This window comes from Streptomyces sp. NPDC028331 (assembly GCF_055565775.1).
This window is the reverse complement of the sequence record NZ_JBVHTR010000002.1, coordinates 389,778-402,365: the sequence shown is the minus strand read 5'-3', so window position 1 is coordinate 402,365 and position 12,588 is coordinate 389,778. Positions and strand designations below refer to the sequence as shown.

12 protein-coding genes are annotated in these 12,588 nt (G+C 71.5%); 5 read left to right on the top strand and 7 right to left on the bottom strand.

The annotated features are described in order from the left end of the window. The first annotated feature begins 65 nt into the window (after nt 1–65). Complete coding sequence (locus ACZ4SW_RS03880; protein WP_468237492.1) at nt 66–1,409, top strand: UDP-glucose dehydrogenase family protein; 1,344 nt, start codon at nt 66–68, stop codon at nt 1,407–1,409. Nucleotides 1,410–1,515: 106 nt separating this feature from the next. Here the strand turns inward: ACZ4SW_RS03880 and ACZ4SW_RS03875 are convergent, their stop codons facing one another. After that, on the bottom strand, nt 1,516–2,022 hold the full coding sequence (locus ACZ4SW_RS03875) for a CGNR zinc finger domain-containing protein (protein ID WP_468237490.1): 507 nt from the start codon (nt 2,020–2,022) through the stop codon (nt 1,516–1,518). Between the two features lie 203 nt (nt 2,023–2,225). Between ACZ4SW_RS03875 and ACZ4SW_RS03870 the strand changes: the two genes are divergently transcribed. Together ACZ4SW_RS03870 and ACZ4SW_RS03865 are read left to right on the top strand one after the other, a co-directional pair. Next, nucleotides 2,226–2,585: a VOC family protein gene (locus ACZ4SW_RS03870; protein WP_468237487.1), complete on the top strand. Its 360-nt coding sequence runs from the start codon at nt 2,226–2,228 to the stop codon at nt 2,583–2,585. Between the two features lie 16 nt (nt 2,586–2,601). Beyond that, the gene (locus ACZ4SW_RS03865; RefSeq protein WP_468237485.1) at nt 2,602–2,994 is read left to right on the top strand and encodes a VOC family protein; all 393 of its coding nucleotides are present in this window, start codon (nt 2,602–2,604) and stop codon (nt 2,992–2,994) included. 63 nt (nt 2,995–3,057) lie between these two features. Here ACZ4SW_RS03865 and ACZ4SW_RS03860 read toward each other — a convergent pair whose 3' ends face one another. The 3 genes from ACZ4SW_RS03860 to ACZ4SW_RS03850 are packed head-to-tail and all read right to left on the bottom strand — an operon-like array spanning nt 3,058 to nt 5,913. Next, nucleotides 3,058–4,242 (bottom strand): dipeptidase, encoded by a 1,185-nt coding sequence (locus ACZ4SW_RS03860; protein WP_468237482.1) that lies wholly within the window; start codon nt 4,240–4,242, stop codon nt 3,058–3,060. A 4-nt stretch (nt 4,243–4,246) separates the two neighbouring features. Next, entirely contained in the window at nt 4,247–4,777 is a 531-nt protein-coding gene (gene purE, locus ACZ4SW_RS03855; protein ID WP_468237479.1) for a 5-(carboxyamino)imidazole ribonucleotide mutase, read from the bottom strand. Next, complete coding sequence (locus ACZ4SW_RS03850; RefSeq protein ID WP_468237477.1) at nt 4,774–5,913, bottom strand: 5-(carboxyamino)imidazole ribonucleotide synthase; 1,140 nt, start codon at nt 5,911–5,913, stop codon at nt 4,774–4,776. Before ACZ4SW_RS03850 ends, purE begins: the two co-directional genes overlap by 4 nt. Nucleotides 5,914–6,221: 308 nt before the next feature. Between ACZ4SW_RS03850 and ACZ4SW_RS03845 the strand changes: the two genes are divergently transcribed. After that, complete coding sequence (locus ACZ4SW_RS03845) at nt 6,222–6,764, top strand: GtrA family protein (protein WP_468237474.1); 543 nt, start codon at nt 6,222–6,224, stop codon at nt 6,762–6,764. A gap of 177 nt (nt 6,765–6,941) precedes the next feature. Here ACZ4SW_RS03845 and ACZ4SW_RS03840 read toward each other — a convergent pair whose 3' ends face one another. Beyond that, a complete protein-coding gene (locus tag ACZ4SW_RS03840; RefSeq protein ID WP_468237472.1) occupies nt 6,942–8,219 on the bottom strand; it encodes an ATP-binding protein in 1,278 nt (425 codons plus the stop codon). Nucleotides 8,220–8,426: 207 nt separating this feature from the next. After that, nucleotides 8,427–9,104, bottom strand: a complete 678-nt coding sequence (locus ACZ4SW_RS03835; RefSeq protein ID WP_263230290.1) for a response regulator transcription factor — start codon at nt 9,102–9,104, stop codon at nt 8,427–8,429. 537 nt (nt 9,105–9,641) lie between these two features. On the opposite strand from ACZ4SW_RS03835, the gene ACZ4SW_RS03830 reads away from it, so the two are divergent. Continuing rightward, entirely contained in the window at nt 9,642–11,138 is a 1,497-nt protein-coding gene (locus tag ACZ4SW_RS03830; RefSeq protein ID WP_468237468.1) for an oligopeptide:H+ symporter, read from the top strand. Nucleotides 11,139–11,276: 138 nt separating this feature from the next. Here ACZ4SW_RS03830 and ACZ4SW_RS03825 read toward each other — a convergent pair whose 3' ends face one another. Then, nucleotides 11,277–12,563: a hypothetical protein gene (locus tag ACZ4SW_RS03825; protein WP_468237606.1), complete on the bottom strand. Its 1,287-nt coding sequence runs from the start codon at nt 12,561–12,563 to the stop codon at nt 11,277–11,279. Nucleotides 12,564–12,588 lie beyond the last annotated feature (25 nt).

Genomic DNA, 12,588 nt, shown 5'->3' with positions numbered 1-12,588 from the left:
TGCCCCGCGAAGGGCCCGGCTATGCTCGGGCACCGGTTCACCGCCCTACCCGTTCTGGAGCACCCATGAGCCTCAAGATCACCGTGATCGGCACCGGCTATCTCGGCGCGACGCACGCCGCGGCCATGGCCGAGCTGGGGTTCGAGGTGCTGGGGCTGGACGTCGCCCCGGAGAAGATCGCGAGGCTCGAGCGGGGCGAGGCCCCGATGTACGAGCCCGGTCTGGACGAGTTGCTGCGCAAGCACGTCGCGGGGATCGAGGGCTCCAGCGGGCGGCTGCGCTTCACCCTTGACTGGGCGGAGCTGGGCGAGTTCGGCGATGTCCACTTCGTCTGTGTGAACACCCCGCAGAAGCACGGCGAGTACGCCTGCGACATGTCGTACGTCGACGCCGCGATCGCCTCCCTCGCGCCGCACCTGAAGGGGCCCGCGCTCGTCGTCGGCAAGTCGACCGTGCCCGTCGGCTCCGCGGACCGCCTCGCCACGTACCTCGCCGAGCACGCCCCCGCCGGCGGAGACGCCGAACTGGCCTGGAACCCGGAGTTCCTGCGCGAGGGCTTCGCCGTCGAGGACACGCTGCACCCGGACCGGATCGTCGTCGGCGTGCGCAGCGAGCGCGCCGAGAAGCTGCTGCGCGAGGTGTACGCGACGCCGCTCGCCGAGGGCACGCCGTTCGTGGTGACCGACTTCCCGACCGCCGAGCTGGTGAAGACCGCCGCGAACTCCTTCCTCGCCACCAAGATCTCGTTCATCAACGCGATGGCGGAGGTGTGCGAGGCCGCGGGCGCCGACGTGGCCAAGCTGGCGGAGGCCATCGGGTACGACGACCGGATCGGCAGGAAGTTCCTGCGCGCCGGGATCGGCTTCGGCGGCGGCTGTCTGCCGAAGGACATCCGGGCCTTCATGGCGCGCGCCGGTGAGCTGGGCGCCGACCAGGCGCTGACGTTCCTGCGGGAGATCGACTCCATCAACATGCGCCGGCGGGGCCAGATGGTGGAGATGGCGCGGGAGGCGCTGGGCGGCGGTTCGTTCCTCGGCAAGCGGGTCGCGGTGCTCGGCGCCACCTTCAAGCCTGACTCGGACGACGTCCGTGACTCGCCCGCGCTGAACGTGGCCGGGCAGATCCACCTCCAGGGCGGCCAGGTCACGGTCTACGACCCCAAGGGCATGGACAACGCGCGGCGGCTGTTCCCGACGCTCGGCTACGGCGGCTCGGCGCTGGAGGCGGTCCGGGGCGCCGATGTCGTCCTGCACCTCACCGAGTGGCGTGAGTTCCGCGAGCTGGACCCGGCGGAGCTGGGCGAGGCGGTGGCCTCCCGGATCATGCTGGACGGCCGCAACGCGCTCGACCCGGAGGTGTGGCGCCGGGCCGGGTGGACGTACCGGGCGATGGGCCGCCCCACCGCGTAGGCGTAACGGGTGACGCCGGTCCGGCCGAGGCTCAGTCGGCCGGACCGGCGTCCTGTTGCATTCTGCACCACCGGGCCGTCGTCCGGCCGGTGAACCTCCCCCGGGATCACGCCTCCTTCGCCCGGTACCGCCGCATCTTCGCGCGCGCCCCGCACACCGCCATCGAGCACCAGCGGCCGCGTCCGGCCGGACTGCGGTCGTAGTACGCCCAGTGGCAGTCCACGGCCTCACAGGCCTTCAGGCGGCCCCAGGTGCCCGCGGTCAGCGCCTCGGCGACGGCGGCCGCCACGCGCGCGTGCAGACAGTCGCCGTCGGCGGGGGTCAGGCGGGCCGAGCCGTCCCGGTCGTCGACGGCCACGTACAGCGGGGTGTGCGCCAGCAGCCGGGTCAGCGGGGTCACCTCGCGGTGGGGCGGGTGGCCGGCGTGGGCGAGCAGCGCGGCGCGCAGCGACTCGCGCAGTTCCCGGGCGCGCGGCAGTTCGTCCTCGGTGAGCGCGAAGCGGGCGCGGCCCTCCGCGGTGTCCAGCGAGTCGGCGCCCGACGCGAGGTCCAGCGTGTTCACCAGGGCCCGGACGAGTTCCAGGCCGCCGGGCGCGGGCGCTCTCTCACTCATGCCGCGACGTTACCTCCAGTGCCGCCGGAGGCGGTAACCGTGGCCGGTCGGGGACCTGCTCACCCGCCGGCCCCGCGCCAGGTCGCGATCACGGCGAAACGTCGGCGTGTACCCCTTGCCTTGTTACCCGATGAACGGGAGCATGCAGTAACCGTTACCGGTTACTCGGCTCTATGGGTAACTCCGATCCGGAGGAGGAAGTCATGGCTCTCGCCAAGCTCGGCCCCGTCGTCCTGGACTGCCCGGACCCGGGCGCGCTCGCCGCCTTCTACGCCGAGGTGCTCGGCGGCCGTGTCGAGGGCGAGGGGGACTGGGTGGACCTCCAGGTGCCCGGCGGGCGGGCGCTGGCCTTCCAGGCCGCGCCCGGATTCGTACCGCCGCGGTGGCCCGCGCCCCACCACTCGCAGCAGTTCCACCTGGATCTCGTGGTGGAGGACCTGGACGCGGCGGAGAAGGGGGTACTGGAGTTGGGCGCCAAGCCGCTCGACACGGAGGACCGCTCGCGCAGCTTCCGCGTTTACGCGGACCCGGCCGGGCACCCGTTCTGTCTCTGCGCCTGCTGACATCGAGGGAGGCTCCATGCCCGCCGTGGCACGTTTCCGCAGTGTGGTGATCGACTGTCCGGACCCCCGCGCGCTCGCCGAGTTCTACGCGCGCGTGGGCGGCGGGACACCCAAGGCCGAGGACGAGGACTGGGTCGTCCTGCGGATCCCGGACGGGCCGAGGCTGGCCTTCCAGCGGGCGGAGGACCACACCCCGCCGGAGTGGCCGCGTGCGGACCGCAACTCGCAGCAGTTCCACATCGACTTCGACGCCGGTTCCACCTGGGCGGAGGTGGACGCGGCGCACGAGAAGGTGCTGGCGCTGGGCGCGCGGCCGCTGGACGTGGAGGACCGGGAGAAGAAGGACTTCATGGTGTACGCCGACCCGGCAGGACACCCGTTCTGCCTGTGCCGGATCGAGCACACGTGAAGTGTCCGGCCGCCCCGCCCCACCCCATGACGGGCGGGGCGGCCGGGCGGCCGGACCGGACCGTCAGCCGTCGAGGTCCTCGATGGTCGCCAGGGACGGTGTGCGCGTGGTCTGCAGATCGCGTGCCACGTCCTCGGCCGCGCCCAGCACCCGTACCGCGTTCTGCCAGGTCAGCTTCGCCAGGTCGGCCTTCGACCAGCCGCGCTCCAGCAGCTCCGCGATCAGGTTCGGGTAGCCGGAGACGTCGCCCAGGCCGTCCGGGGTGAAGGCCGTGCCGTCGTAGTCGCCGCCGATGCCGACGTGGTCGATGCCCGCCGCCTCGCGCATGTGGTCGAGGTGGTCGGCGACCGTCGCGACCGTGGCGACCGGGCGCGGGGTGCGCTCCTCGAAGGCGCGGTGGACCTTCATCGCCTCGGGGGTGGTGTCGAGGGGGTGCAGGCCGTGCGCGCGCATGTTGTCGTCCGCGGCGGCCGTCCAGTCGACGGCGGCCTGGAGGACGAACTTCGGCACGAACGTCGCCATCGCCACGCCGCCGTTGGCGGGCAGGCGTTCGAGGACGTCGTCGGGGATGTTGCGCGGGTGGTCGCACACCGCGCGGGCGGAGGAGTGCGAGAAGATCACCGGCGCTTCGGCGGTGTCCAGCGCGTCGTGCATCGTGGTCGCCGCCACGTGGGAGAGGTCGACGAGCATGCCGAGGCGGTTCATCTCCCGGACCACCTCGCGGCCGAAGTCCGACAGACCCCCCACGCCCGGTTCGTCGGTCGCGGAGTCCGCCCACGCCACGTTGTCGTTGTGGGTGAGGGTCATGTAGCGCACACCGAGCGCGTACAGGCCCCGCAGCGTGCCGAGCGAGTTCGCGATGGAGTGGCCGCCCTCCGCGCCCATCAGGGAGGCGATACGGCCCTCCTTGCGCGCCGTCTCCATGTCGGCGGCGGTCAGGGCGGGGGCCAGGTCCGCCGGGTAGCGGGCGAGGAGCTGCCGTACGCAGTCGATCTGCTCCAGTGTCGCGGGCACCGGGTCGGGCAGGTCGCAGGGCACGTACACCGACCAGTACTGGGCGCCGACCCCGCCCTCGCGCAGCCGGGGCAGGTCGGTGTGCAGACGGGTGTTCTGGTGCCGGGCGATGTCCAGGGCGTCGAGGTCGTACCGGGCCTGTTTGCGCAGCGCCCAGGGCAGGTCGTTGTGCCCGTCGACGACCGGGAACTCCCGCAGCAGTTCCCGGGCCGTCTGAAGGGACGGCGAGGTCATCGCGTCACTTCCCCGAGTTGAAGCCGAAGCCCGCCGCCGCTCCCTCGACCTTGGAGCGCAGGCGCTTGCCCTTCTCGGTGGCCTGGTCGTTGAGGTCCTGCTGGAACTCCCGCATCCGCTGCAGGAGGTCCTCGTCGTGCGCGGCTAGGATGCGGGCCGCGAGCAGCCCCGCGTTGCGGGCGCCGCCGACGGAGACGGTGGCCACGGGGACACCGGCCGGCATCTGGACGATCGACAGCAGCGAGTCCATGCCGTCGAGGTACTTCAGCGGGACCGGGACGCCGATGACGGGCAGCGGGGTGACGGAGGCGAGCATGCCGGGCAGGTGGGCGGCGCCGCCCGCGCCCGCGATGATCACCTTCAGACCGCGCTCCGCCGCCTGCTCGCCGTAGGCGACCATCTCGCGCGGCATGCGGTGCGCGGAGACGACGTCGACCTCGTAGGCGATCTCGAACTCGTCGAGGGCCTTGGCGGCGGCCTCCATGACCGGCCAGTCGGAGTCGGACCCCATGACGATGCCAACAACTGGGCTCATTCGGTGATCGTGCCTCTCAGGTAGCCGGCTGCATGACGGGCGCGCTCCAGCACGTCGTCGAGGTCGTCGCCGTAGGTGTTGACGTGGCCCACCTTGCGGCCGGGCTTCACGTCCTTGCCATACATGTGGATCTTGAGCTGAGGGTCGCGGGCCATGCAGTGCAGGTACGCCGAGTACATGTCGGGGTAGTCGCCGCCCAGCACGTTGACCATGACCGTCCACTTGGCGCGCGGGCGCGGGTCGCCGAGCGGGAGGTCGAGGACGGCCCGGACGTGGTTGGCGAACTGCGAGGTGATCGCGCCGTCCATCGACCAGTGGCCCGAGTTGTGCGGGCGCATCGCCAGTTCGTTGACCAGGATGCGGCCGTCGCGGGTCTGGAACAGCTCCACGGCGAGGTGACCGACGACGCCCAGCTCCTTGGCGATGGTGAGCGCGAGCTGCTCGGCCTCGAGGGCGAGGGCGTCGTCCAGGTCGGGGGCCGGGGCTATCACGGTGTCGCAGACGCCGTTCACCTGCCGGGACTCCACCACCGGGTAGGCGACGGCCTGCCCGTGCGGCGACCGTACGACGTTGGCGGCCAGCTCCCGGACGAAGTCGACCTTCTCCTCGGCGAGGACGGGGACACCGGCGCGGAAGGGATCCTCGGCCTCCTCGACGGAGTTCACCACCCAGACGCCCTTGCCGTCGTAGCCGCCGCGGACGGTCTTCAGGACGACGGGGAAGCCCTCGCCCTCGGCCGCGAAAGCCGCCACGTCCTCGGGGTCGTCGACGATCCGGTGCCGCGGGCAGGGCACGCCGATCGCGTCGAGCTTGGCGCGCATGACGCCCTTGTCCTGGGCGTGCACGAGCGCGTCCGGGCCGGGGCGCACGGGGATGCCGTCCGCCTCCAGGGCCCGCAGGTGCTCGGTGGGCACGTGCTCGTGATCGAAGGTGATCACGTCACAGCCCTGCGCGAAGGCACGCAGCGTCTCCAGGTCGCGGTAGTCGCCGACGACTACGTCGTTCACGACCTGTGCCGCGGAGTCCTGGGGTGTGTCACTGAGGAGCTTGAACCTGATGCCGAGCGGGATGCCCGCCTCGTGGGTCATACGAGCGAGCTGGCCACCGCCGACCATGCCGACTACCGGGAACGTCACGCCCCTAGGGTATCGGCCCGGCCAGGCAGGCCGGTTTCCGTCCCCGCGGAGGGTGTTTGGAGCGCCGTTTCGGAGGGACTTTCGAAGGAGTGGGCGAGGACCGCCCCCAGCATTTCCGAAAGTCCGTTCGAGGTGGCTTTCTTTCCGTCCTCATGTATGGTCCCCGGACGTCGCTCACCGGCGCTGGTTAGCATGGCCGGGTTGACGGAGCCGTTCGGCGCCTTCCGCCGAGGGCGGACACGACCGAGCGGCACGACGACACACCGACGCGACCGAGCACAACCGACCCGACGGGGGCTGGCGACACGATGGGCAGCGGTTCCACAGGCCTGAAGGACAAGCCCCAGGGTGCGGTGCGCCGGAAGTTCGACCGGCTGCTGCGCGAGATCGCCAAGTTCGGCGCGGTCGGCGGGGCGGGACTGCTCGTCAACCTCCTGGTGTTCAACCTGGTGCGCAACGTCACCGGTCTCCAGGTGGTCCGGGCGAGCATCATCGCCACGGTCGTCGCGATCGTCTTCAACTACATCGGCTTCCGCTACTTCACCTACCGGGACCGGGACAAGGGCGGGCGCACCCGCGAGATGACCCTGTTCCTGGTGTTCAGCGCGGCGGGACTGGTGATCGAGAACGGCGTGCTGTACGTGGCGACGTACGGGCTCGGCTGGGACAGCCCGCTGCAGAGCAACGTGTTCAAGTTCCTCGGCATCGGCCTCGGGACGCTGTTCCGCTTCTGGTCGTACCGCACCTGGGTGTTCCGGGCCATGCCGGCGACGTCGGCGGTCGCGGGCGCCGAGTCGATACTCCACGAGGCGGAGAAGCGGCGCCGCCACGACGAGCACGCGAACCGCTGACCGAACGCATCGCCCCGCGGCCGCCTGAACAGGCGTAGCGCCCCGCGCGGTGCACCGGGCACGTCCTGACCGACCGCTTCCGCGCAGGCCCCGGACGGCCCTTGCCAGCAGGCCCCGGGCGACCGCTTCAGGAGTGCGCCGGCCCCGGCTCGTCCCCCCGTGCGCCCCCGCGCCGGCTCATCGCACCGTGGGTTCCGGTTCCTCGGGTGCGGCGGGCATCTTCAGCGGGGTACGGGACAGGAAGAGGCCGAAGACCGGGGGCTTGGCCTGCAGCATCTCCAGACGGCCGCCGTCGGCCTCCGCCAGATCACGCGCCACCGCGAGCCCGATGCCCGTGGAGTTACGGCCGCTGATGGTGCGCTCGAAGATGCGGGAGCCCAGCTCCGGCGGCACCCCCGACCCCTCGTCCGTGACCTCCACGACCGCCTGGTTGCCGGTGACCCGGGTGCGCAGGGCGACCGTGCCGCCCCCGTGCATGAGCGAGTTCTCGATCAGCGCCGCCAGCACCTGCGCGACCGCCCCCGGCGTCCCCACGGCCCGCAGGTGCCGTTTCCCGGAGCTGACGATCGCACGGCCCACGCTGCGGTAGGCGGGCCGCCACTCGGCGAGCTGCTGCTGGATGACCTCGTCCAGGTCGAAGGAGACGGCGGAGCCGGTGCGCGGGTCGCGGGCGTTCGTCAGCAGCCGCTCCACGACGTCCGTGAGCCGCTCCACCTGCGTCAGCGCGATCGTCGCCTCCTCCTTCACCGTGTCCGGGTCGTCGGTGAGCGTGATCTCCTCCAGCCGCATGGACAGCGCTGTCAGGGGCGTGCGCAACTGGTGCGAGGCGTCCGCCGCGAGACGCCGCTCGGCGGTCAGCATGCGGCCGATCCGCTCGGCGGAGGCGTCGAGGACGTCGGCCACCCGGTCCAGCTCCGGGACGCCGTACCGCTTGTGGCGCGGCCGCGGGTCGCCGGAGCCGAGGCGCTCGGCGGTCTCGGCGAGGTCGGTCAGCGGGGAGGCGAGACGGTTGGCCTGGCGCACCGCGAGCAGCACGGCCGCGATGATCGCGAGCAGCGCCACCAGAGCGATGATCAGCAGCGTACGGCCGACCTCGCGGGTGACGGCGGAGCGGGGCTCCTCGACGCGGACGGTCTCCCCCTCCTCGCCCTTGGTCGTGGAGTGGATGACGTCACCGGCGGGCTGGTTGCCGACCCGGATGGTGGGCTGGCCGGGGATGTCGATCACCGCGTACCTGTCACCGGTGACCTGGTCCTTGAAGACGGCCGCGTTGACCTTCTCGTCGCCGAGGATCCGGCTGTCCACGATGCTGGCGAGGCGCAGCGCCTCGGAGTCGACGCGCTCCTGGGCGCTGTTGCTGATCGTCCGCGTCTCGACGATCACGAGGGAAACACCGAAGACCGCGATCACCACGAGGACGACCGCGAGGGTGGACTGGATGAGACGACGACGCACGGAGGCCTCCGGCGGGAACAGGTACGACGACCAGTGTGCCTGGGCACTTCCGCACCCGGGAGGTGGGGCCGCACCCGAGGGCGCGGGGAACGGCGCGACCGGCCACGAGCGACCCACGGCCGCGGACGCCCACGAGCCACGACGTGGACGCGCCGCGACCACCCGTGAACCACACCGGCTCCCGGCGACGGTCCAGCGGCAGGGCGCCTAGTTCTTCTCGAACCGGAAGCCCACGCCCCGTACCGTCGCGATGTACCGCGGATTCGCCGCGTCGTCGCCCAGCTTCTTGCGGAGCCAGGAGATGTGCATGTCCAGGGTCTTCGTGGACGACCACCACGTCGTGTCCCAGACCTCGCGCATCAGCTGGTCGCGCGTGACGACCCGGCCCGCGTCCCGGACCAGGACCCGGAGCAGGTCGAACTCCTTGGCGGTGAGCTGCAGCTCCTCGTCGCCCATCCAGGCCCGGTGCGACTCCACGTCGATGCGCACGCCGTGCGTGGCGGGCGGCTGCGCGGGCTCGGTGGCGCCGCGCCGCAGCAGTGCCCGGACGCGGGCGAGCAGTTCGGCGAGCCGGAACGGCTTGGTGACGTAGTCGTCGGCGCCCGCGTCGAGGCCGACGACGGTGTCCACCTCGTCGGCCCGGGCGGTCAGGATCAGGATCGGGACGGTGTGGCCGTCGGCGCGCAGCCGGCGGGCCACCTCCAGACCGTCCATGCCGGGCAGCCCGAGGTCCAGCACGACCAGGTCGACGCCGCCCTGCATTCCGGCGTCGAGCGCGGTGGGTCCGTCCTCGCGCACCTCGACCTCGTAACCCTCCCGGCGCAGGGCACGGGCCAGCGGCTCCGAGATGGACGCGTCGTCCTCGGCGAGCAGTACACGGGTCATGGGGTGATGGTAGTCCGCCGAGGAGAAGAGCAAAGGTGTGATCACGGGTGTGATCTGCGGATGCGAATTCTTACCTGTACCTGGGACGATGCACCCTCGCCGCCGGCCGTGACGCTGCGTGGTCGCGCCTGCACCTCTTGGGGGCCATTTGGGCGTAGACCTTCGAATGGGTGACCATAGTTCCGTAACTACCTGTGATCCGCGTCTCAAGTCCTTCCATATCCCGCCGTGCCGTGCCGTATGGTGATGAGAACGCCTGTAGCACCAGCAGGGACCTTTGGCGGTAGCTCGACGCTGAAGGTCTCTTTTATGTGCGGGCTGGCCTCCTCCCAGCCTCGAAGGAATGACCTGTGGCCGGGCCTCGAGCGCTCAACGCGCGTAGAGGCGTGGATCCCGGTGGTCGCCGTCCACCGCTCCGTGATCCGGGGCGGACACCCCCGTGGGCGTGGGGGCGGACGTCCGATCCCGCCGGTGCCGGCCGTCCCCCCACGGGCGCGTGACGCTCGTGCAGCGCGTCCCGACCAGCAAGGAACGACCATGGCGTCCAGCCTGACGAAGGACTCGGTCCGCCCGGGCACCCCCGGGTCCGAGAAGACCTTCTTCGGCCACCCCCGCGGACTGGCCACACTCTTCATGACGGAGATGTGGGAGCGGTTCTCCTACTACGGCATGAGGGCCCTCCTCCCGCTCTACCTGGTGGCACCGGGCGGCCTGCACCTGAGCGCGGCCACCGCGACCGCGATCTACTCGGTGTACGTGTCGCTGGTGTACCTGCTCGCCCTGCCGGGCGGCTGGTTCGCCGACCGGGTCCTCGGTCCGCGCAAGACGGTCGCCGTGGCGGGCTTCGTCATCATGCTGGGCCACCTCACGCTGGCCCTGCCGACCGCCGGCACCTTCTTCGCCGGCCTCGGCCTCGTCGCGATCGGCTCGGGCCTGCTGAAGGCGAACATCTCGACGATGGTCGGCCACCTCTACGACGGCCCGGACGACCCGCGCCGCGACGGTGGCTTCACCCTCTTCTACATCGGCATCAACCTGGGCGCCTTCGCCGCGCCGCTGGTCATCGGCACGGTCGGCGAGAGCGTCAACTGGCACCTGGGCTTCGCGCTCGCCGCGCTCGGCATGGCGCTCGGCCTCGGCCAGTACCTGCTCGGCGGCCGTCACCTGAGCTCCCAGTCCGAGGTCGTCCCGACCCCGCTGTCCGCCGAGGAGAAGAAGGCCACCCTGACCAAGGCCGCCCTGTGGGCGGGCCTCGCGGTCGTCTTCTACGCGATCGTCGGGTTCTCCGGCGTCTACACGCTGAACTGGCTGCTGGTCCCGATCACCCTCGCCGGCCTGATCATCCCGGTCCTGGTCATCGCCCGCATCAAGCGGGACAAGGAACTGGACCGCACCGACCAGTCGAAGATGACGGCGTACATCTGGTTCTTCGTCGCCGCGGCCGTGTTCTGGATGATCTACGACCAGGGCGGCTCGACCGTGTCGCTGTTCGCCGACTCCTCGGCCAAGAACACGATCTTCGGGTGGAACTTCCCGGTCTCCTGGTACCAGTCGGTCAACCCGGTCATGATCATGGCGCTGGCCCCGGTCTTCGCCTGGGCGTGGCTGGCGCTGGCCCGGCGCGGCAAGGAGCCGAGCACCGCGGTGAAGTTCGCCATGGGCCTGGTCCTGATCGGCGCGTCCTTCTTCCTCTTCCTCGCCCCGATGGCGATCGCCGACGGCGGTCACAAGGCGGCCGCGCTGTGGCTGGTGGCGATCTACTTCGTGCAGACGGTCGGTGAGCTGACGCTGTCGCCGGTGGGCCTGTCGGTGACGACCAAGATGGCGCCCGCGAAGTACGCCTCCCAGATGATGGGCGTCTGGTTCCTGGCCGTCACCGCCGGTGACGCCACGACCGGTCTGCTGTCCATCGCGGGCGTCGACCTGAACAAGACGGGCATCGTGACGCTGGAGGCCGCGCTCGCCGCGCTCGCCGGTCTGGCGGTGTGGATGTACCGCGGCAAGGTCAAGGAACTCATGGGCGACGTCCACTGAGGCCTGGCCGGCCCGGCTGAACCATCGCAAGGGGCGCCGCACCACAGGGTGCGGCGCCCCTTCGGTTCACCGCCCTCGCGCCACGCCCGCCCGGTACCCGGGGGCGGCCCGCGCGGAAGGCGCCCCCGGGCTCCGCGCCTACCGCGGTGGCCGGCGCGGCAGGAACGTGAAGACCGCCCCGCCCAGCAGGATCGCCGTTCCCGCCACCAGGCCGAGGGCCTTGAGGGTGCCGTGGTCGTCCGAACCCGTCTGGGCCAGACCGCCGGCGGCCGCACCGCCCGCCGCCGCGCCACCCGACGACGCGCCACCCGACGACGCACCGCCCGCCGCCGCACCCCCCGACGACGTGCCTCCGGACGCCCCGCCCGGCTGCTGGGAGGTGTCCAGGGTCAGGGACACCTGTGTCTTCGTCGGTGTGCACGTCGTGGTGGTGCCGAGGGCACTGATGGTCAGCACGCCCGGCGACAAGGTGGAACGCCCGCTCGCGCCCGGCCTGTAGGTGCCCGTCAGGTCGGGGATCGTGATCGGGTCGCCGGCCTTGATGTCCCGCGCGTTCGCCGGCCCCTCGACGGGGACGGTGCCCTTGTCGGCGCCGCCCAGCACGACCTGCATCGACGGCTTCACCGAGCCCTTCGGGATGTTCGCCGGGCTGTCCATCACGGACTTCGCGAACCGCACGGTCAGGGCGAAGTCACCGCCGTTCCTCCGCGCGTCGATCCGCACGGGCGAGGTGGCGCTCTTGTCGCCGATGGGCGTCCTGCAGGCGTACGGGACCTGGACCTCCGTGCCCGTGAAATCCGTCTGCCCGCCCTCACCGCCGGTGCCGCCCGCGCTCGTGGCCGGGGACGTGGCGGATGCGGACGAGGTCGGTCCGCCCGGCGTCGGTGTCCCGCTCGTGCCACCGGCTCCCCCGCCCGCGTCGGTCACCTTGATGGTCGCGGCCGGCCCCACCGTCTCCTTCGGAGTGCACTTGGTGTCCGTGGAGATCGGCTTGCTGACGTTGATGGTGTACGCGTCCGGTGTCAGCGTCACCTCGCCCGGCGCCGTCAGCTTCAGGGTGCCCGTCATGTCGGACAGTCTCATGTCGCTGTTCTTGGGGATCGGCGGGTTCGACCGCGGCCCCTCCATGGCGATGGCGGCGGTCTGCGCGCCGCCCGCCTTCAGCGTGCCGGTCGGCTTGACCGTGTCCTTGTCCAGGTCGAGCACATCGGGGTTCTTGGACGCGGCCTGCACGAACTTCCAGGTGACCGTCACCTCGTCGCCGACCTTGGCCTGCGCCGGTGCCGTGATCTCCACCTTGGTGGTGCCCTCGACCGGGGGCAGCCCGGAGACCGAGGGCGGCACGCACTCGGTGGCGTACGACACGTCGGCCGCCCGGGCGGGCGCCGCGGCCATACCGAGCAGGATGCCCGCGCCGCCCAGCATCAGTGCCGCTCCGGCCGCGCTCGCC